This window comes from Wolbachia endosymbiont of Armadillidium arcangelii, assembly GCF_040207875.1.
In the GTDB taxonomy this organism is placed as follows: domain Bacteria; phylum Pseudomonadota; class Alphaproteobacteria; order Rickettsiales; family Anaplasmataceae; genus Wolbachia.
This window is the reverse complement of the sequence record NZ_CP157942.1, coordinates 364,362-384,750: the sequence shown is the minus strand read 5'-3', so window position 1 is coordinate 384,750 and position 20,389 is coordinate 364,362. Positions and strand designations below refer to the sequence as shown.

The following is a 20,389-nucleotide window of genomic DNA, read 5'->3' as shown; positions in this document are numbered from 1 at the left end:
ACATGAATAATTGCTGGTCTGGTAAACCTCAGACATGAGTTTTATTGATCCTGCTGCTCGCCTAACTCATGCTAAAATTAGTTGCATACCGTTTCGCAGTGGGTCTAAAGTACCTCTCGGTTACTACCAAACTATTATGATTGCAGCATACATTGTTTTTTAAAACTTTCATTCCTCTTGACTCTGTAAGTTTTACAAAACTTGCTTAGCAAACACCAACCAATATTGTAATGACTCGTTTCATCAATATGCAACAACTTTCAGTTCCCTGCATTTTGATGCAACTCTATGTTCACTGTTTGATATGCTACCAATACTTATGCTCAAATTAAAAATTTCATTATGCTTTGAATTTTTGTAAAATCTCTTGAGTGCTGCGATTACACCTTGCTCCAAATGTATCTGCATTTTGCTAAGGAGCTACTTCTTCTTTTTCCACACCTTCAACTGATATTCTACTACATAAGACTTGGTTTGGTGAATCCCCCACCACATTCGCAAGAATTCTACCTTTACTACCTTCCATTTTAGATGCCCAACCTGACCGCCAATGTTCCTCTTGCTTATCCTTTTTTATTTTATACAATTCTTTTGAACTTGGCATTGATGAATTTTTCGAGTTTAAACCAAGCCTTTCCTTTCTTTGAGCATTCTCAGAGCTTCTTTTTCGGCTTTTAAATTTTCTACCTCTATTTTTAAGTTTTCGCAAAGTTCTAAAAGTTTTACCATATTACCTCATAGCTATTCTATGATTAGACCGCCTTGTCTACCTTGCTACTCCCCTGAACAGATACAATTATTGTGTTTTATGTTTTTTTCACATTTAGTAATGTCATTTATTGTTTTATGCCCCAATCTTTTTCAAATATTGCGACCCCTTGATCAGTAAGTGGATGATTAATTAACTGTCTAAGTACTTTTGCTGGTGCAGTAATTGAATTAGCACCAAGTTTTGCAGCTTCTATCACATGTGCTGGGCTTCTTACTGATGCAACAAGAACTTTTGTTTTGAAACTATAATTAGAATATATAGTGCATATATCTTTTATTAGCGATAAGCCATCATAGCTTATATCATCAAGACGGCCAACAAAGGGAGAAACAAAACAAGCACTGGCCTTAGCGGCAAACAGTGCTTGTCCAGGAGAAAAACATAATGTGATATTAGCAGGTATTTTATGCTCTGTCCACAACTTTTTACAAGAAATTAATCCTTCATGTGTAAGGGGTAACTTTACTACGATATTACTAGCGATTTCCGCTAATTTAAGGCCTTCCTTAATCATATCTTCATGGCTACTTGCAACAACTTCAACACTAACAGGCCCTTTTATAATAGAGCATATTTCACTTACTAAATCTTCGTATTTATCTTTATGCCCAGATTTCGCTATCAAAGAAGGATTAGTTGTTATGCCATCAACGAACTCTTTTAGCTCCTTAATTTCATTCAAATCAACGCTATCAAGAAAAATTTCCATATTAACCTCCTATTAAAAAATCATTTTTGTAAAATCTTGTCATCCAAATACCCTGCTTTGTCATCCCAGTACTTTTTTTTTATCATGTCATCCCAGTGCTTGACACTGGAATCCAACCTATTTCATCATAGAAATTGTTTTTGACATATGTTCCTAGAATCTATTACCCATTGCATAATTTACAAATATTTTTACATCTAGATCCCAGTGTCACGCACTGAGATGATAAAGGTGAGCACTGGAATGACAGGGAAAGGAATACTAGATGACAGAAAAAAAAGCACTTAGATGACAAAAATTGGGCTACTGGGATGACAAGAAAGTGATAATCGACTTTTTGCCTAAAATAACTAAGAAAGAAACTTCTCATCAAGATAATTTAAATATATACCAACTCTCTTATTTTTTAATGATTCCTCATCATGAGTCAAGTGATCAAAAACCTGAATTTGATTTGTTACAATGCTACAATTATTATTCGCAACCTCTAATATACCACTGTCAATTACAACTTTTTTCTTTGTCTGGTTATTCATTTGAGCAGTAATTATACCAGGCAATAAATAAATTAAGTAAGGAGAATAGTAAGCTAAAATCATCAACTCCCCCTCAAGCCCACTCACTGAAAGAGAAACTACTTCATCAAATGAAATTTTATTATCAGGAGAAAAAAATTGCACCTTAAAAGTGTTCATCATCTTTAATGCTTAGCTCCAACTTCAGCTTTTATCGACTCAGCCTTTTCTATTGCTTCACCTATACTTCCTACCATATAAAACGCAGCTTCTGGCAGATGGTCATATTTACCTTCAATAATTCCTTTAAAACTGGAAATAGTATCAGAAAGTGAAACAAATTTGCCAGACATGCCAGTAAATACCTCCGCAACATGAAAAGGTTGAGAAAGAAACTTCTGAATTTTACGAGCTCTATCAACAACAATTTTATCTTCATCAGATAGTTCATCCATACCAAGTATTGCGATAATATCTTGCAGCGACTTATAAGTTTGCAATATACGTTTCACCTCAGAAGCCACATTATAATGTTCCTCACCAATGATTTCAGCAGATAAAGACTGAGAAGTTGAATCAAGTGGATCAACAGCAGGATATATGCCCATTTCAGCTATTTGTCTTGACAATACTGTGGTGGCATCAAGATGAGAAAATGTAGTTGCTGGAGCTGGATCAGTCAAATCATCCGCAGGAACATATATAGCCTGTATAGAAGTAATAGAACCAGCAGTAGTTGAGGCTATTCTCTCTTGCATAGCGCCCATATCAGTTGCAAGAGTTGGCTGATAACCAACAGCTGATGGTATTCTTCCAAGTAAAGCAGAAAGTTCAGAGCCAGCTTGAGTGAAACGGAAGATATTATCTACAAAAAATAGAACATCTTGGTTTTCACGATCACGAAAATACTCCGCCATAGTTAGCGCCGTTAAAGCAACTCTAGCCCTTGCTCCAGGAGGCTCATTCATTTGACCATAAACCAAAACGGCTTGAGATTTTTCGTGCTCATTTATATCTATTACATTCGAAGTGATCATCTCATTATAAAGATCATTACCTTCACGCGTTCTCTCCCCTACTCCGGCAAATACGGAAAATCCTTTATGAGCTTTTGCTATATTATTAATTAATTCCATTATCAGAACTGTTTTACCAACACCAGCTCCACCAAATAAGCCGATTTTTCCTCCTTTAAGATAAGGTGCAAGAAAATCTATAACCTTTATTCCTGTAACTAAAACTTCTTCCTGTATCTTCTGCTCAGTAAAACTTGGAGGTGATCTATGTATAGGTTCTAAATCATACTTTCCTTTCAGCGGACCACACTCATCTATAAGCTCTCCCACAACATTAAAGATCCTTCCTAAAGTTGAACGTCCAACCGGAACTGATATTGGTGCACCTGTATCAACAAATTCGTCACCTCTTGACATACCATCTGTGCTATCCATAGCAATACAACGGACTATATTGTCACCTATATGCTGTGAAACCTCTAAAACTAGCTCCTTGCCCTTATATTTTAATTTGCTTTTTAAAGCATCAAATATCTTAGGTAATCCGCCTTCAAATCTTAAATCAACAACTGCTTGAGTTATTTTAACTACTTTACCTGTATCCATCTCTTTCATCACCTAACACTACAATTCTAAAAGAACTTCTAAAGAAAATAAATCTTACATTATTAACAGAAATTTTGCAATATTAAAACACTTACTAGTTACGCTTCATTATAAACAATGCAAATGCATTCAATAGCCAAGTAATAATAAACAGCACCAAACTAAGCGCATAAGCAGCAAGAGTTTGCACACTATTGAAATCCTGATCTCCGGTAAGCAATGTAGCAATTTGCACAGTAATCGTAGTAATTGAATTAAGAGGATTAAAAGTCAAATTTGCATTAATTCCCACAGCCATTAGCACAATCATTGTTTCACCTATCACTCTTGAAATCGATAATAAAATTGCACTTAAAATTGTAGGCATTGCATAAGGTATTGTTATATGCCATATAGTTTCCGCTGGAGTTGCACCAAGCGCCATAAAACCATAACGTAAACTTTTTGGAACAGATCTTATAGCATCTTCGAGTAAAGAAATAATAAAAGGAAGAATCATTACCCCAATTGATAAACCAGCAACTAAGGCACTTTCTGAGTGTATACTTAACTCAAAAAAATTAGCTACCTTCCTCACAAATAAGGATAAAAATACAACTGAGAAATATCCATACACAATCGTAGGAATAGCAGATAAAACTTGTAAAATAGTATTAACAACGTAACGCGCTTTCTTGCTTGCATATTCGCTAATATATATTGCAGAAAGTAAACCAAGCGGGACCACAACTAACATTGCTACAACAGTTATAAGTAATGTCCCTACTAAAAGTGGTGCTATACCAAAATACCCCACCTCTCCTTTGCCGATAATAGCTACATTGTGGTTCCATTTTAAACAAAATAAGAATTTTGAAATAGCTACTTTATTAAAAAAATTAATGGACTGAATAAAAATAGATAGCATTATAAATAAAGTGATAAAAAGTGATATGGCTAAAGCCATAAATAACAAAAATTTTACCATCTTATTTCTTTTATCCTTAAAGATAAAAATCAGCATAAAAAAAAGTAACGCTATAGAAATAGAAGTTATAAAATAACCATCATAGAGTGCTAACAACCAAGGTAGCATCCACATACAACTCAAATATATATAAGACTTAACTTTACTTACTGTTTGAAATCTACTCAAACAAAATAAAAGGATTAGTAAAACAGGTACACCTATAATTAAATTCATTTTTCCATACATCAAATTTTATTCTACAAGAATGTCATATAAGTTCACTATTATTTGACAATAAAGTAAAACTATTTAAAATAAATCATTATATTAATACAAAAACAATGAGCACAAAAAGAACATTCCAACCAAGCAAATTGATAAGAAAGCGTAGGCATGGGTTTCGTTCACGCATGGCAACAAGAGCTGGAAAAGCAATCCTTAATAGGCGTCGTTCATTAGGATGTAAAAAATTATGCGCATAATAAAACTATCGAGCATAAAAAAAAAGATTTTTCTTCTGTTTTTAAAAATAAGTTAGCATTTAACAGTTCTTTTTATCGCGGATTTTACATATCGCTATATGCCAAAAAAGAAGAAGAACCTGAAAAGTATGTTAACACTATTAGAATAGGTCTAGCTATTAGTAAAAAAGTCGAAAAAGCAGCAAAAAGAAATAAAATAAAAAGGCAATTACGAATGCTCGCTAAAATTAGCATTTTAAATATAAGTAATGTAGGATACTACTACATAATACTAACTCATAAAAACATTATGCAAGCAGGTTATAAAAATTTACAAAAAGATCTAACTATTTGCTTAAAAAAGATAAAATAAGAAAAAATTTTCACTAAAGTATTTACAACTATATTTTTTATGATAAGGTAAGTAAAGTTTTTAAAATAAATTAATAGATGTGGGTAGTTAGTGGTAGAGAGTATAAGAAAGCAAGATAAAAAGCTTGATACAAATAATATTAAGGAAGGTTTTTATGAATATAAAGAATCTAGCTATCGTACACAATGGAAAATAGCATTTGAACAAAGCCAATACTTAGAACAAAATAAGAATAAACCTAGAGCACAGCTGCTAAACTTAAACATAGAAACAACCTCTTGCAATAAGAGAATCATTTGATAAAAGTAAAAAAAAAATTTTATAAACTTGGCAGCGACCTACTTTCCCTTTTTAAGTATCATCGGCGCTAAAAAGCTTCACTTCCGAGTTCGAAATGAGATCGGGTGGTTCATTCTTGCTATAGCCACCAAGTTAATAAAAATTTCCAATTTAATTTAATATTTAACACTGCATATATACATATAGAAAGCAAATAAATCAATCAGGCTATTAGTACTAGTTAGCTTCACATGTTACCATGTTTCCACACCTAGCCTATCAACGTGGTAGTCTCCCACGGCCTTAATTGGGAAATCTTTTTGAAGAGGGTTTCTTGCTTATATGCTTTCAGCAATTATCCCATCTATACATAGCTACCCAGCGATGCTATTGGCATAACAGCTGGTACACCAGAGGTATATCCATCTCGGTCCTCTCGTACTAGAGTCAGATCTTCTCAAATTTCCTTAACCCACGGCAGATAGAAACCGAACTGTCTCACGACGTTCTAAACCCAACTCACGTATCACTTTAATCGGCGAACAGCCGAACCCTTGGGACCCTCTTCAGCCCCAGGATGTGATGAGTCGACATCGAGGTGCCAAACGGTGTCGTCGATATGAACTCTCGAACACCATCAGCCTGTTATCCCCGGCGTACCTTTTATCCGTTGAGCGATGACCCTTCCATACAGAATCACCGGATCACTATGACCGACTTTCGTCCCTGCTTGGCTTGTCAGCCTCGCAGTCAGGCAAGCTTATGCCATTGTACTATCAAGCTGATTTCCGACCAGCCCTAGCTTACCTTCGCACGCCTCCGTTACTTTTTAGGAGGCGACCGCCCCAGTCAAACTACCCACCATACAATGTCCTAGTTCCAGATAATGAAACATAGTTAGATATCAAAAATGCAAAGGGTGGTATCTCAAGGTTGACTCCATTACAGCTAGCGCCATAACTTCAAAGTCTCCCACCTATCCTGCACATCACATTTTTAATAGCAATGTAAAGCTATAGTAAAGGTGCACGGGGTCTCTTCGTCTAACCGCGGGTACCCCGCATCTGCACGGGGAATTCAATTTCGCTGAAATGATGTTGGAGACAGTGGAGAAATCGTTACGCCATTCGTGCGGGTCGGAACTTACCCGACAAGGAATTTCGCTACCTTAGGACCGTCAGTGTTACGGCCGCCGTTTACTGGGGCTTCAATTCAGAGCTTGCACCCTTCCTATTAACCTTCCAGCACCGGGCAGGCGTCAGACCCTATACTTCCACTTACATGTTTGCAGAGTCCTGTGTTTTTAGTAAACAGTCGCTACTCCCTATTTTGTGCCACCTACTCATAGTTGCCTAAAAGCAGGTTACCCTTCTTCCGAAGTTACAGGTATAATTTGCCGAGTTCCTTCAACATCATTATTTCAACACCTTAGTATACTCTACTCATCTACCAGTGTCGGTTTACGGTACGGCCTTATAAATATAAGTGCTATTTCCTGGAGCTTTTTCTAAGCATAGATCAATCCAATAAGACCTATACAAATACAAAACCCGTCACACTTAAAAGGTTTAGGAATATTAACCTAATTGCCATCGACTACTCCTTTATGGACTCGCCTTAGGAACCGACTAACCCTACGCAGATTAACTTAACGTAGGAACCCTTAGATTTTTGGTGAGAGTGTTTTTCACACTCTTTTACGCTACTTATGTCAGCATTCTCACTTCCGATATCTCCAGCAGTCCTCTCAAACTACCTTCACAGACTTACGGAACGCTCCGCTACCGCACCCATTGATCGAAATCAACAAGTACTCACATCTTCGGTATACAGCTTTAGCCCCGGTACATTTTCGGCGCAGAAAAACTTATTTAGACAAGTGAGCTGTTACGCTTTCTTTAAAGGATGGCTGCTTCCAAGCCAACCTCCTAGCTGTAATGGTTTTTCTACTTCCTTCCCCACTTAGCTGCAATTTTGGGACCTTAGATAGTGATCTGGGTTGTTTCCCTCTTCACCACGGACTTAGCACCCGTAGTGTGCCTGTTGTACAATTAATTATTGGTATTCGGAGTTTGGTTAGATTTGGTAAGATGATGAATCCCCCTAGTCTATCCAGTGCTCTACCCCCAACAACATACATACAACGCTCTACCTAAATAGATTTCGCGGAGAACCAGCTATTTCCAAGTTTGATTGGCCTTTCACCCCTAATCACAACTCATCCAATAATGTTGCAACATTAACTGGTTCGATCCTCCAGTGTGTTTTACCACACCTTCAATCTGGTCATGACTAGATCACTTGGTTTCGGGTCTAATCCATAAAACTAAAACGCCCTATTCAGACTTGCTTTCGCTACGCCTACACCTAACGGCTTAAGCTTGCTTCATAGATTAACTCGCTGACCCATTATGCAAAAGGTACGCTGTCACTCTAATACAAACTAACTACAAGATTGCTCTTGTAGGAAAAGCATAGAGCTCCAACTGTTTGTAAGCACTCGATTTCAGATTCTATTTCACTCCCCTCCCGGGGTTCTTTTCACCTTTCCCTCACGGTACTTGTTCACTATCGGTCGCTAAGGAGTATTTAGGCTTGGAGGATGGTCCCCCCATATTCAAACAGGATTTCACGTGCCCCGCTCTACTCAAGGATTTAAAAACTTTCTACTTATACAGGACTATCACCTTCTATGGTTACTATTTCCAGAGTATTCTAATTCTTATTCTTAAATCACTAGCCTTTTCCGCTTTCGCTCGTCACTACTAACAGAATCTCGATTGATTTCTTTTCCTTTGGCTACTTAGATATTTCAGTTCACCAAGTTTGCTTTACATACTTAGTATGTAATAACTAGCTAAGCTAGTTGGGTTTCCCCATTCGGAAATCTGCGGATTAGAATTTGTTGACAATTACCCGCAGCTTATCGCAGCCTGCCACGTCCTTCATCGCCTCTTAACGCCAAGGCATCCATCAAGTGCTCTTAATAATTTATTTATCTGACTATATGTAGAATATGCAGAGTTAAACATTAACTTACAATTGAATTGAGATTAAATTAATCTCTACCATAAAACTTGTCAAACATCTAAAAACTAATCTTTTACATACTACAACCTGATAAATAATATGTCAACGCCTTTTTACACAAAACATTTCCTATTATTATCAACAACAATATACCAGCAATCCTAAACAGTATAATCTGAGAAATATACGGTAAATTTATATATACAGAAAAATTAATGAAAAAGATATTTTGTAAGATAAAATGTGTTAAAATTAGTTACCTAAAAACGATAATGAACATTCGGAGTATTTCTAATGTATGAAAAGTAATCTCTCTTTTATAAAAAACGTTGTTTTAAATTGTATATCTAAGCTTACTAGTGTATTAAATATTAAGAAAGTAAGAGATTTGATTATGGATAAATATAATACTCTCTATAAAGAAATCGTAGTGCTTCTTGAAAAATCTAAAAACCTGTTAAATACCAACATTGAAATCGGTTTATATCACTTTTATAAAGGTAATATATCAGATGCAAAGTTAAGATTTTGGTTAATTAGCATATTCCACCCCAATTCACCTATAATCTGGTATAATATTGGAAGATGTCATTTTGCAGTAGGAAATACTAACAAAGCTTATAATTATTTAACAAAAACGCTAAAATTAGATAGTAGTTATGAAGAAGCTTCTTACTACATAAAAAAAATAACAAACACATCAGATATTATAGAATTGCCTGAAAATCTCATAAAGCAATATTTCGATTACACAGGTGAATATTTTGTTGAGCATTGGCTGATTGCCAAACAATACAGAGGGCATGAACTCGTACACATGATAATTACAAAAGTCTTTAACAACTCCACTTCTGAACTAAATATACTTGATCTTGGTTGCGGTACTGGAATATGTGGTCATTTCCTAAAAATAAATAATGTCAGAAGTTGTACAACGGGAGTTGACATCTCAAATAGAATGCTAAATATTGCAAGAGGATGCCTTATAAAAGGTAAACCTGTTTACAATGAGTTAATACATATGGAAATGAAAGAGTTTCTTAAACAGGAGAAGAGCCAGCAGTACGATGTAATTATCTTTGCTGAAGTACTACATTATCTATATGATTTTCGAGCAGAATTGGAATTAGCAAAAGGATTGACAAACAAAAAAGGGGTTATTGTATGTTTGGTAAGAAGAAAAGAAGGTAAAGGTATTGACTTTATAAACAAAGGAGATTATTTTCGTCATTCGGAAGACTACATTCACCATGTTGCAAGAGAAATAAACATGCAAATAAGTCATATGAGTTATTGTAAAATATATGGCAGTCAGGTTGACGGTATCTTGTTTGCATTACAGCATCCATAAAAAAAAAATTCAACAACTTAATCTAGGAATCGCTCAAATAAATGTCTATGAATCATAAAAGGAGCCTTATGAATTACATTGCTATTAACTACGCAAAGGACAGTAAATTAACCGACTTTGGAAAAGCAGTTCTATTGGACAGGTATTTAATAGAAAATGAAAGTTATCAAGGTCTCTTTATACGCATTGCCAATTACTACTCTGATAACAAAGAGCATGCACAGCGTCTTTATGATTACATGAGCAATTTGTGGTTCATGCCTTCAACGCCAATACTTAGCAATGGTGGTACCAAGAGAGGATTACCTATTTCCTGCTTTCTTAATGAAACTGAAGATAGCTTGCAGGGAATAGTTGATTTATGGAATGAAAATGTTTGGCTCGCTGCACGTGGAGGAGGCATAGGTAGTTATTGGGGAAATCTACGCTCAATTGGTGAAAGTGTCAAAGGTAGCGGTAAAACATCAGGAATTGTGCCATTTATTGTGGTACAAAATGCTCTAACACTTGCAATCAGTCAAGGATCTTTAAGAAGAGGAAGCTCAGCAGTTTATCTTCCTGTATCCCATCCAGAGATAGAAGAGTTTCTTGACATACGCAAGCCAACAGGAGGTGATCCAAATCGCAAAGCACTAAATATACACCATGCTGTAATAGTGACAGATAAATTTATGCAAGCCGTTGAAGGTGACAAAGAGTGGGAGTTAATCAGTCCTCACAATAAAAAAGTTATCTCAACTGTCAAAGCACGTGATATATGGATCAAAATGTTAACAGCAAGAATTGAGACTGGAGAACCTTACATTATTTTTCTTGATGCAATAAGTAACAATAAACCAGAATCTTACAAAAAGCTCAATTTAGACATCAAAATGTCAAACCTATGCAGTGAAATAACTTTAACTACAGGTTACGATCACCTGAACAAGTCACGCACTGCTGTATGTTGTCTATCATCTGTGAATCTTGAATACTACGAAGAATGGAAAGATAATGAGCTCTTCACAGAAGATATAATGCGTTTTCTTGATAATGTACTAGAGGACTTCATAAATAAAGCACCAAATGAAATACAGCGAGCAAAATATTCCGCAATAAGAGAGCGTAGTATCGGTCTTGGTGTGATGGGTTTTCATTCACTTTTACAAAGCAAAATGATTCCTTTTGAATCGGTAATGGCACAACAATGGAATAAAAAAATATTTAAGCATTTACGACAACAAGCAGATATAGTTTCTAAAAAATTAGCAGAAGAAAAAGGGCCATGTCTTGACGCTAAAGAAATCGATCTAATGGAAAGGTTTACACATAAGCTCGCTATCGCTCCAACTGCCTCAATTTCGATTATTGCAGGCAACACTTCCCCTGGAATAGAGCCATATGCAGCAAACGTATTCATACAGAAGACACTAACAGGTTCATTTGTAGTGCGAAATAAATTCTTGCAAAAATTATTAGCAGAAAAGAATCAAGACAACGATAAAATATGGTCCTCAATCTCGACAAATGAGGGTTCTGTTCAGCATTTAGATTTTCTTAGTGAGCATGAAAAACTGACATTTAAAACAGCATACGAACTTGATCAACAATGGATTATAGAACATGCAAGTAATAGAACTCCTTATATTTGTCAATCTCAATCAGTAAATCTGTTCTTATCTGCCAATGTGTATAAACGTTACTTACACAAAATACACATGCTTGCTTGGAAAAAAGGATTAAAAAGCTTATATTACTGCAGATCACAATCAATACAAAGAGCTGACAAGGTCTCACATGACATATTCAAAAAAAGCGAAATATTGCAACAAAAAACAGATATTAATTATGATGAATGTCTATCATGCCAGTAGACTGTGCATACCTTACTGTCACCAAAATACAACTGTACAAAAGTTATGTTTTCAAGGCAACTCAGTTGTCGCTCAGTATTCTCTTACCCGGCAGGCTTTATTGCATAGGAGAAAAAGATTTAGCAGTGATTCTGTTATAGAGTAAATATCTATCAAATAAATACAGCTTATGCCACAAAGAATAGACTTCTTGGATAACCTAAGGAAGCAGCTTAAAATTAGGGAGTGTAAAATAAACCATAGGAGTCAAGTTAAGGAAATAAAGGTATGAAAGAGATAGAATAATAAGTTCTCCCAGATGTACTTTTAGTGAGAGAACCAATGAATAAAATAACTTGCTTATAAAAAAAGCTCAAAGAATTTTTTAATGAAAAAGTAGACAAAATCTCAATTACAACAAGGTTTATAAAAAGAAAGAGAAAGCTAAAAGGTTCATCGTTCGTAAAAGCCATGGTCTTATAGGGGTTGATAATTGTAGCGTAGAAACAATGTGTCAATTACTAAACGAGAGATATAACAAAACAAGGTTTAGATTTACTGAAGAAGCAGTGGAATTTATGAAAAGAATGAATCTGTGGTTCTCTTTAAAAATATCTTGCAAGTTGATTGCAAAATCTTGCAGCAATTTAAAAGCGTCAAGTAGTAGCTCTGCCTAACAGTATGGAAGAGATGTATAAAGGGTAGTTACAAAGGTTATGAGAGTAATACTAAGTCTGGAGTTTTCGACTACATGAAATAAACCAACTTAATTTAACGGAGGTCAGACCAAGGATATAGTAAGTAAGCAATGATTTGCTAATCTCGGTTATTTTGTGCCAATAAACAAATCAATGAAATAGGAGCTTATTTCATAAGTCGTTGATACCAACATATATGATAAATCAAAAAATGGAATTATTGGAATATTTAGAGATTTTTAGAAAACGAGGTATTGTTAGGAAAAGAAGCAAAAATTAGAGTAAGAATTATATGTCAGAAACTAACTGAATATGGCCAGAAGAAGGAAAGCTAATAGATTAGCGAGATCGCAAGGATATACATCCTCTACAAGAATTGTTAAACTGGTCAATACTAATGTTCCAGAAAATAAAATTAGTGCTGAGCAATAGAGTAAGGTGGCAAATTATTTAAATTGTATAAAAGCCATATCAGACTTGATAAGCTACCGTGCAGAGTATTATGTGAACTATATGCTAAATTGTGCGCAATTCTTATATTTCACGGCATAGTTGGTTGCACAGAAGTGAAAAAGAATACAGTTTAACAAAGGCATTTATTGAGTTAAAAAGGCGGGTTAGAGAGTTATTTTTAGCACTAAAGAATAAAGTTAATAGTTTGGAAATTTTTCTTAAACATAACTTGGTCACGATTTTCATTAAAAGATAAGTACAGAAAAACTAGAGTATCTACCTAACTTCCCTGAATTCGCTCACAATCTCTTAACTTGACGCCTATGGTTTATTTAACACTCCCAATCTAAACGAGACGTCATATCGCAACAATCACTAACGAGTAGTGGCCTCTCGCCATCTATAGCCCCTTCTCCTATCATTCCAAGACTAGGATAACACCTATCGACAGCAGCATTCACAAAAATGTGTTCAGCTACTTACATTGTACCATTTAATTTTCTGTGCTTCCAAAAAACACATTAAGTGAACATTGGTAGCCGAATTAACACTAACTTAAGGACTGAAGAATACAATTGTAATATATTGTTAATGTGAGGATCAAAATGTTATCTAATGAAAAAAATTCTAATTTAAATCACACCCAAGCTCAGCAACATGATATGAATTTGAGTGAAATGATGAGAGATTCATCAAATGCAGAGATTATTGATAATCCACAAGCCCAACAAAATAAACTTTCTGGATTGTTAAAACGATCAATAAAAGATTTCTCTATTTGGTCTGCAGAAAAGCAGATTCTTGCAGTAAGTGCAGCAGGTGGGTTATTTGCAGCAGCATTACCACTTTTATTGGCTGCCGCACCACTTGCTGCAACAGGTGCAATGATTGGTCTTGCTTTATTTTTCTCGGTAAAAGCAGTTCAATCTGGATATAAAGGGCTCAAATGGTCAGCAGAAAAAACAGTTGAAGGGGCGAAGCATATTGGCGGGAAAGTTAAAGATGGTTATGAGTATTCAGTAGGTTCACTGAAGAGAGGTACTCATCTTATCAATGAAAAAACGAAAGAAAAAGCAAGTGATATGCTCACTGCAGCAGCAAATAAGTTATATCGTGCGGCTGGTAATGAAAATTATTCAGACAGAATAGATGATGAGCTTACTCCTGATTCACCACAAAAGAGGAGAGTTCAAGAAGTGAAAAAGGATCTTAAGGCAATTTTTGTTGATAAGGGAAATAATTCTGAATTAATAGAGAGCATACGTTCTGGAATATCAGAGAAAATAGAAGGAAAAATAAAAGCGAAAGAAGAGGTGGAATTCACTTCCTCTGCAGATGATTTTACGGAAAATTTTGGTTTAATTACAAGATGGAAAAAGCAGAAAAAGTTTATTGATAACTTGGACGCAGATGGTTTACGTAAATTAGTTACAGAAAGGCTAGTAGATAAATCTAAATACTTTAAAGACAGTACTTTCTCTGAACATCATGATGAGATTCAAGAAGTGATTAGAGAATGCAAGGAAGAGCATGCTCGTTTTAACACTTTGGAACGTCTTAATAAGGGAGCAAAAAGGCATAAAGCAGGTTCTATTAATCCACTGGAACAGAGCTTATCAGGAAGCAGTTCAATGGATTCTTTAAGCACTGACAGTACTGTTAGCAGCAAAGCGGAATTGTTAAGTTCTAGTGAGCATAAGAAAGTAAATGCAACTTCCTCGCTAAGGAATAAACTTCCGTCATGGCTTGGAGGTAAGGCAGTGCCAGAGGAGGCTACTTATATAAGCTATAAAGATTCTCAGTTGGATGAGCAATCTGCAGACATAGGAAATAGCCGTTTTTATGTTGCTCCGGAGAAACCGCCAAGAAGCAATTCAATGGGTTCTATAAGCACTGACAGTACTGTTACAACTCCTAGCTTTACCAGTTACCGTCGTAATTCTGATAGTGGGTTCAATTCACCAAGTTCTTCTACTCCACAAAGACATAGTCCTTCTCAAGAAACAAGATTTGGTCTAGGAGTTACGGAAGAGCTCACTGAGAAGTTGGCAAAACGACGTGCGATTGTAGATCAACCAAACGTAGAATCTGTTCAACAAAAAGCTGAGCCTAGTAAAGGATAAACAAAACCGCTTATCATTCTAAAAGGATGTTACTCAACGAGTAACGTCCTTTTTCCCATTTGATCAAAAATGTTCGCTTATTTACGATCAATTTTTCATTACCGGGCCAATCATGGAGTCTCTTTTACCTTTTTTTTCTAATTTATGCAAGAAACTTAAAAAATAAAAGTTTTTATTCAATAATTTGTCTATAAGGGATATTATTTTACTGCTAGTGAAATAAACCAGAATGAAGTCCATTTTATTGACAAGGCCTTTATTAGATTCGTTGAGTACAAGAAGCACACTGAAAAAATATGGATACAAAGTTTTTATAGAACCAGTATTTACAATAAAGCTCTTAAATCCTGATATATCTACCTATGAATTTGACGTTGTGATATCCACAAGTAAAAACAGTGTAAAGGCTTTCAGTCAAATATGTAAAGAGGATGACTTTCCAATTATTACGGTTAGTAATTCAACCATGCAGGCTGCAAAAAATTTGGGATTTTCCGATATAATCTCAGCAGACAGCAACGTTGATGGTCTGATATCATTTATAAAAACTCATTATTCAAACGCAATAAAGTTCTTATATATAAGGGGACAAGAAGTATCATGTGACCTAAAAAAAAGATTATCTGAAGAAGATTTTAACGTAAGAGAAGTTGTACTCTATAAAACAATTACTAAAAGGAGTCTAACTAATAGGTGTAAAAATTTATTATTGGATGGTAAAATTGATAGTGTTGCCTTTTTTTCCTCACAGACAGCAAGGGTATTTTGTTCATTAGTTCTAAAAAGTGGACTATCTCATGTGATAAATAATACAGTTGCATATACCATGAGTAAGAACATTGCTGATAGTTTAAAGTTAATCAAATGGAAAAAAATTATAACATCGAGATTGCCTACTGGGGAGAGTTTAATTGATATAATTAATAAGGATTGTTGATGCTAAAGATTGCAACTTGGAACGTAAACTCCATACGTAAAAGAATTAACCAACTTTGTAGTTTTATAGTTGATAGTCAGATAGATATAATTTTGCTGCAAGAGATAAAATGTACAGAAGAGCAATTTCCTTATGCAGAGATAGAAAAGTTAGGATATGAATATGCTATCTATGGACAAGTTGCAAGAAATGGTGTTTGTGCTTTATCTAAATATCCAATATTGGAGCAGTTTAAGATTGACATTGTAGAAGATTATCAAGAAGCGCGTTATGTAGAGTGCATAATAAAGTACAATAATCAGAAGGTAAGGGTAGGAAGTGTATACGTGCCAAACGGCCAAAGCCTAGACTCTCAAGCATTTGAATATAAACTCAAGTTTTTTGATAATTTATATAAAAGAATGAACAATCTATTAAAAAATGAAGAGTTAACCATCATAGCTGGCGATTATAATGTTGCACTGAATGAAATTGATATTTTTGATTCAAATTTATTAAATGGCCAAGTGTGCTTTCATATAAAAGAGCGTGAGAAATTAAGAGCGATCTTGAATCTTGGTTTTAAAGATGCATTTAGAATATCTCACCCAAACTTGCAACAATTCACTTGGTGGCATTATCAAGGTAATTCACTAAGAAATAATCAAGGAATGCGAATAGATCATATGCTGCTATCGCCACAAGCTGCAGATAAATTGGAAACATGTTACATAGACGATAGGTTGCGTAAGCTAGAAAATCCATCTGATCATACTCCTGTTGTATGTGTTATAAAACAATAAAAGACCTCTTACACAATTCACTTTTGGTAAGTCTATGTCTTACTTGACTGCTTGCCCTTGTTCCTCAACTAGCTGATCTACAGTAACTTGCTCATCAAGCACAGTAAGCTGCTCACCCCCTTTATTTCCCACCTGAGAAGCTTGTTCCGGAGTAGGTTGTTTTTTACTCCCGTCAGCAATTGTTTCAAGAGGTCTTTCAATTGGGGTTTTTAAAATATCATCAATGCCATTGCGAATTTTTTCATTCAATCTTGCTCTTTTTTCTGTATCATCTTTATCTTGTGAACTAGGGTCATATAAAGTACCTTTTTTGTTATTTGAAAAAAGAACCTCAACTCCTCCCTTTACGGCAAATATTGTACCAATAACAGCAGCAAATACCGCAAGTGTAGTAGGACCAAAAATCAATATTGAAGCAACGGAAAAAAGGACAGGAATAAAAACCTTGCGTACGAAAGCTGTTACCATCTCTTCATCACTGAGCGGTGGTTCATCTTCCTCTTTTTTGTCTTTACTTAAGAATGGTATTTTTTCTTTCACCCCATTCATAAAAGAGCTGGAAATATTTTTTGGGTCTATTTTTATTCCAAGTGGCAAACCAATAAGCTTTATGAGTGAATCCTTAGCTTCTGTAACACGTATATCAGCTACACAATCATCTACTAATTTCTTTCTTTCATCATTCTCTAAATTCTCTTTGTTCGCTAATTTTTTCTCTCTAACTTCTTTAAATGCAGAAAGTAAAAACTGACAAAAATTCTCTTCACTGAGTGAGTTTATATCTTTTAGATTGACATTATCAAGTGGTATGTTGTTATAAGCTGATATAAAATGATCAGTTATTCCTTTGTTCTCTTTTAATTTGGCTTTACCTTCTAATACTTTTACAAAGTAATCATAGATTGCCTTATGTTCCTTCTTGAGGAGTATCTCATTTTTTCCCATCACCTGAGTAGATGACTCTAAAGGCTTAGCTTTTACTTTTGGAGCTTTCATAACTGATCTATTTACATTAATCTATGCTTTAATTGTAGCATATTTTTCGTATTAATTCAAATGATTTACACTCTAAGAACATGTCTTAAAAGGACTCAAGTAGTTAATTTAGCAAGCATAATAGTAATCATATTAAAGAAGATACCACTTTTTGAAGTAAGGGGAGAATGCTCTTGCTCATACGTCTAAAATTCAAGCAAAGGTTCTTTCAACAATCCAACGTTTGGGAATAACATGAAATCCTGTAACATCAGCAGCCTTCTTGGCAATCGTTAATAAACATCCTGTTTTCAATAAACAGTGATTTTGCAATTTGCCTATATATCCCTGATCAGCAAAAAACTTACGTAAATTTGCATTTAGCTTGAACAAAAAGATACCATCACGATCTTGAACGCTTGCACTATGAACATGCCAGCCTTTGCTGGACGCACAAAAATCGAGCATCTTATCAGAAAATTAATTGTCAGGTTGTATTGTAAAGGAAATATTTAGTATTTTATTTTTCTTGACTACATTATAGTATAGAGTGATTATTAGTCACAAAATTAAAATTACGCACTATATTTAAAATTATGGAGGTTTAGTAATGTGGAGTAGAGTGGTTATAATGTGTTGTTTTTGTTTGCTGATTACCGGTGTAAGTTCTTGTCCTAAAAAAGAAGTAAGTGTGGCAAATAAAATGAATGCCGTTATTAAGCAAATAGGTGATAAAAGAGTTTTCTTTGGTTACGACGAATCTAGTATTACTGAAATGAGTGCAGATGCATTGCTTGATGCAATGGAAGTGTTACAAGATAACCCTGATGCGAAGGTTACTTTAACTGGTCATACTGACAATCGTGGTTCTCATGAATATAATCTTGCATTAGGTGCTAGAAGAGCAGATGCAGCTAAAAAGTTTATGGTCAGCTGTGCATCTTATCTAGAAAATAGAATAAAAACTGCTTCTAAAGGTGAAACTGAGCCTTTGGTTGACGTAAAAGATGATTCTAAAAATTCTAAGTACGAAAAAGACCATGCTAAAAATCGTAGAGTAGAATTTTCATTCTCTGGAATAAAAAGATAGTCTCCTTTGAATCCCAGTGTTCAGCACTGGGATGATAAACAGTCAAACTTGTGCTTCTACTGATTGTTAGCTCAATTTGCATTGAAGTGCTATGCCGGTATAATTTAGAGAGGTTTGAATTGCCTAATCATCAAGAAATATAATGCAATTGGAGTTGTTATTTCAAAATATAGTTAATAACTTTGCTTTTCATGATAATCAAGTTGCGGTTGCAGTATCAGGTGGTATAGACAGTGTAGTTTTATTGCACTTAACGATTAATTGGGCAAAAAAAAGCAAGCTTTTAGCCCCTATAGCATTAACAGTAAATCATGGGTTACGTTTAGAATCTCAAAAAGAAGCTCATTTTGCTATGAGTTATGCAAAAGAACTCGGAGCAAAGGAGTCGTTTGTATTAAATTGGGAGAAGAAAAATATTAAAGGCAATATTCAGTTGCAGGCACGAAAAGCACGGTATAAGTTATTAATAGAATGGTGTAAAAACAATAATGTTAAATATTTATTTGTTGCTCACCATAAAAATGATCAAGCAGAAACATTTTTGTTGAGATTAGAACGAGGTAGTGGCGTAGATGGATTATCATCAATGGACTACAAATCTTTCTTAAATGGTATTTATGTATTTAGGCCGTTGTTAAATTTCAGTCGTAGTGAAATAGAAAGGTATGCTAAGCTTCACCAGTTAAGATGGACCGAAGATAGAAGCAATTATGACTTAAAATACAAGCGAACTTTATACCGTAACTTGCTTGAAGCAAGTGATAATCAAGATGTTTTAACAGACCGAATATGCCTTGCAGCCCTTCATATGAAAAGAGCTGCAAAAGCGTTGATGCACTACACACGCCTTGCATTTAATGACTGTGTTAATGTGTATGATCTTGGTTACATTGAAATTAAATTAAGTAAACTGTATAAACTACCAGAGGAAATAGCCTTAAGGCTTCTTCTTTACTCTATAATGGCAATTACCAGCAAACACTATAAACCAAGATACAACAGCCTTGTTGCAATATTTAATAAAATATTGCAACAAGATAGTAATGTTAACTGTACACTCTATGGATGCAAAATAAGAAAATATGGAGAAAGCGTCCTGATAATAAGAGAACCATCAAAGATACGGCAAATTACTGTGTACTTACCATTAAATGGTCCTATTGAATGGGATAACAGATTTAGCTGCATAGTGCTCGGAAATCGAGAATGTTCAGTTATCATTGCTCCACTAAAAAAAACACAAAGAGTTCCTGAATTTCTGAAGGATTATAACTGCTGCCCTGAAGTTTTTTATTCTTTACCTACGGTACAAAAAAATGGAAAGGTGATTGCTTATCCATGTATAAAACATGATAGCAAGAATATTAGTGATGATGAGATTAAATATTCCATCAATGGTATAATAAAGGAAAATTTGCTAAAATTAATTGATATTTAA

16 protein-coding genes, 2 rRNA genes and 2 pseudogenes are annotated in these 20,389 nt (G+C 34.8%); 11 read left to right on the top strand and 9 right to left on the bottom strand.

All coding sequences use genetic code 11. The features are described 5' to 3' along the window. Positions 1-109 precede the first annotated feature (109 nt). The 5 genes and pseudogenes from ABLO99_RS02000 to pstC form a co-directional block, all read right to left on the bottom strand. Positions 110-729 (bottom strand): annotated as a pseudogene (locus ABLO99_RS02000) (IS66 family transposase); the annotation flags it as partial. Positions 730-836: 107 nt separating this feature from the next. After that, positions 837-1,481, bottom strand: coding sequence for a fructose-6-phosphate aldolase (fsa, locus tag ABLO99_RS01995; RefSeq protein WP_349968035.1), 645 nt, complete (start codon positions 1,479-1,481; stop codon positions 837-839). Positions 1,482-1,831: 350 nt separating this feature from the next. After that, positions 1,832-2,176, bottom strand: a complete 345-nt coding sequence (locus tag ABLO99_RS01990; protein ID WP_047759332.1) for a F0F1 ATP synthase subunit epsilon — start codon at positions 2,174-2,176, stop codon at positions 1,832-1,834. Positions 2,177-2,181: 5 nt separating this feature from the next. Then, positions 2,182-3,618 carry a F0F1 ATP synthase subunit beta gene (gene atpD / locus ABLO99_RS01985; protein ID WP_179947463.1) on the bottom strand — a complete coding sequence of 479 codons (1,437 nt, stop codon included), beginning with the start codon at positions 3,616-3,618 and terminating at the stop codon, positions 2,182-2,184. A 94-nt stretch (positions 3,619-3,712) separates the two neighbouring features. Then, complete coding sequence (gene pstC / locus ABLO99_RS01980; protein WP_349968033.1) at positions 3,713-4,801, bottom strand: phosphate ABC transporter permease subunit PstC; 1,089 nt, start codon at positions 4,799-4,801, stop codon at positions 3,713-3,715. Between the two features lie 107 nt (positions 4,802-4,908). Here pstC and rpmH point away from each other — a divergent pair, with 107 nt between their 5' ends. From rpmH to ABLO99_RS01965, 3 genes are all read left to right on the top strand, one after another. Further along, entirely contained in the window at positions 4,909-5,049 is a 141-nt protein-coding gene (rpmH, locus tag ABLO99_RS01975) for a 50S ribosomal protein L34 (RefSeq protein ID WP_114517097.1), read from the top strand. A 7-nt stretch (positions 5,050-5,056) separates the two neighbouring features. Further along, positions 5,057-5,401, top strand: a complete 345-nt coding sequence (rnpA, locus tag ABLO99_RS01970) for a ribonuclease P protein component (protein WP_153295560.1) — start codon at positions 5,057-5,059, stop codon at positions 5,399-5,401. 90 nt (positions 5,402-5,491) lie between these two features. Next, on the top strand, positions 5,492-5,701 hold the full coding sequence (locus tag ABLO99_RS01965; protein WP_047759273.1) for a hypothetical protein: 210 nt from the start codon (positions 5,492-5,494) through the stop codon (positions 5,699-5,701). 25 nt (positions 5,702-5,726) lie between these two features. On the opposite strand, the gene rrf is transcribed toward ABLO99_RS01965, so the two are convergent. Continuing rightward, positions 5,727-5,833, bottom strand: a 5S ribosomal RNA gene (gene rrf, locus ABLO99_RS01960). Between the two features lie 57 nt (positions 5,834-5,890). After that, positions 5,891-8,677, bottom strand: a 23S ribosomal RNA gene (locus ABLO99_RS01955). 331 nt (positions 8,678-9,008) lie between these two features. On the opposite strand from ABLO99_RS01955, the gene ABLO99_RS01950 reads away from it, so the two are divergent. The 6 genes and pseudogenes from ABLO99_RS01950 to ABLO99_RS01925 all read left to right on the top strand — a co-directional run bounded on the left by ABLO99_RS01950 (position 9,009) and on the right by ABLO99_RS01925 (position 16,886). Further along, positions 9,009-10,061 carry a methyltransferase domain-containing protein gene (locus tag ABLO99_RS01950; protein WP_349968029.1) on the top strand — a complete coding sequence of 351 codons (1,053 nt, stop codon included), beginning with the start codon at positions 9,009-9,011 and terminating at the stop codon, positions 10,059-10,061. A gap of 68 nt (positions 10,062-10,129) precedes the next feature. Then, positions 10,130-11,914, top strand: coding sequence for a ribonucleoside-diphosphate reductase subunit alpha (locus tag ABLO99_RS01945; protein ID WP_349968028.1), 1,785 nt, complete (start codon positions 10,130-10,132; stop codon positions 11,912-11,914). A gap of 309 nt (positions 11,915-12,223) precedes the next feature. Next, positions 12,224-13,357, top strand: a pseudogene (locus tag ABLO99_RS01940) (IS4 family transposase). Between the two features lie 292 nt (positions 13,358-13,649). Continuing rightward, entirely contained in the window at positions 13,650-15,167 is a 1,518-nt protein-coding gene (locus ABLO99_RS01935; protein ID WP_349968027.1) for a hypothetical protein, read from the top strand. A 229-nt stretch (positions 15,168-15,396) separates the two neighbouring features. Next, positions 15,397-16,104, top strand: a complete 708-nt coding sequence (locus ABLO99_RS01930; RefSeq protein ID WP_047759277.1) for a uroporphyrinogen-III synthase — start codon at positions 15,397-15,399, stop codon at positions 16,102-16,104. Beyond that, positions 16,104-16,886, top strand: coding sequence for an exodeoxyribonuclease III (locus ABLO99_RS01925; RefSeq protein WP_349968025.1), 783 nt, complete (start codon positions 16,104-16,106; stop codon positions 16,884-16,886). Before ABLO99_RS01930 ends, ABLO99_RS01925 begins: the two co-directional genes overlap by 1 nt. A gap of 39 nt (positions 16,887-16,925) precedes the next feature. Here ABLO99_RS01925 and ABLO99_RS01920 read toward each other — a convergent pair whose 3' ends face one another. Both ABLO99_RS01920 and ABLO99_RS01915 read right to left on the bottom strand, forming a co-directional pair. Further along, positions 16,926-17,882, bottom strand: a complete 957-nt coding sequence (locus ABLO99_RS01920) for a hypothetical protein (RefSeq protein WP_349968023.1) — start codon at positions 17,880-17,882, stop codon at positions 16,926-16,928. Positions 17,883-18,074: 192 nt separating this feature from the next. Beyond that, positions 18,075-18,329, bottom strand: a complete 255-nt coding sequence (locus tag ABLO99_RS01915) for a hypothetical protein (RefSeq protein WP_047759280.1) — start codon at positions 18,327-18,329, stop codon at positions 18,075-18,077. Between the two features lie 142 nt (positions 18,330-18,471). Here ABLO99_RS01915 and ABLO99_RS01910 point away from each other — a divergent pair, with 142 nt between their 5' ends. Both ABLO99_RS01910 and tilS read left to right on the top strand, forming a co-directional pair. Continuing rightward, entirely contained in the window at positions 18,472-18,951 is a 480-nt protein-coding gene (locus ABLO99_RS01910; protein WP_349968021.1) for an OmpA family protein, read from the top strand. A 142-nt stretch (positions 18,952-19,093) separates the two neighbouring features. Further along, on the top strand, positions 19,094-20,389 hold the full coding sequence (gene tilS, locus ABLO99_RS01905; protein WP_349968019.1) for a tRNA lysidine(34) synthetase TilS: 1,296 nt from the start codon (positions 19,094-19,096) through the stop codon (positions 20,387-20,389).

Coding starts and splice junctions, on each gene's coding strand:
- fsa (WP_349968035.1), bottom strand. CDS start 1,481: ATGGAAATTTTTCTTGATAGCGTTGATTTGAATGAAATTAAGGAGCTA.
- ABLO99_RS01990 (WP_047759332.1), bottom strand. CDS start 2,176: ATGAACACTTTTAAGGTGCAATTTTTTTCTCCTGATAATAAAATTTCA.
- atpD (WP_179947463.1), bottom strand. CDS start 3,618: ATGGATACAGGTAAAGTAGTTAAAATAACTCAAGCAGTTGTTGATTTA.
- pstC (WP_349968033.1), bottom strand. CDS start 4,801: ATGAATTTAATTATAGGTGTACCTGTTTTACTAATCCTTTTATTTTGT.
- rpmH (WP_114517097.1), top strand. CDS start 4,909: ATGAGCACAAAAAGAACATTCCAACCAAGCAAATTGATAAGAAAGCGT.
- ABLO99_RS01950 (WP_349968029.1), top strand. CDS start 9,009: ATGAAAAGTAATCTCTCTTTTATAAAAAACGTTGTTTTAAATTGTATA.
- ABLO99_RS01945 (WP_349968028.1), top strand. CDS start 10,130: ATGAATTACATTGCTATTAACTACGCAAAGGACAGTAAATTAACCGAC.
- ABLO99_RS01935 (WP_349968027.1), top strand. CDS start 13,650: ATGTTATCTAATGAAAAAAATTCTAATTTAAATCACACCCAAGCTCAG.
- ABLO99_RS01930 (WP_047759277.1), top strand. CDS start 15,397: ATGAAGTCCATTTTATTGACAAGGCCTTTATTAGATTCGTTGAGTACA.
- ABLO99_RS01925 (WP_349968025.1), top strand. CDS start 16,104: ATGCTAAAGATTGCAACTTGGAACGTAAACTCCATACGTAAAAGAATT.
- ABLO99_RS01920 (WP_349968023.1), bottom strand. CDS start 17,882: ATGAAAGCTCCAAAAGTAAAAGCTAAGCCTTTAGAGTCATCTACTCAG.
- ABLO99_RS01915 (WP_047759280.1), bottom strand. CDS start 18,329: ATGCTCGATTTTTGTGCGTCCAGCAAAGGCTGGCATGTTCATAGTGCA.
- ABLO99_RS01910 (WP_349968021.1), top strand. CDS start 18,472: ATGTGGAGTAGAGTGGTTATAATGTGTTGTTTTTGTTTGCTGATTACC.
- tilS (WP_349968019.1), top strand. CDS start 19,094: ATGCAATTGGAGTTGTTATTTCAAAATATAGTTAATAACTTTGCTTTT.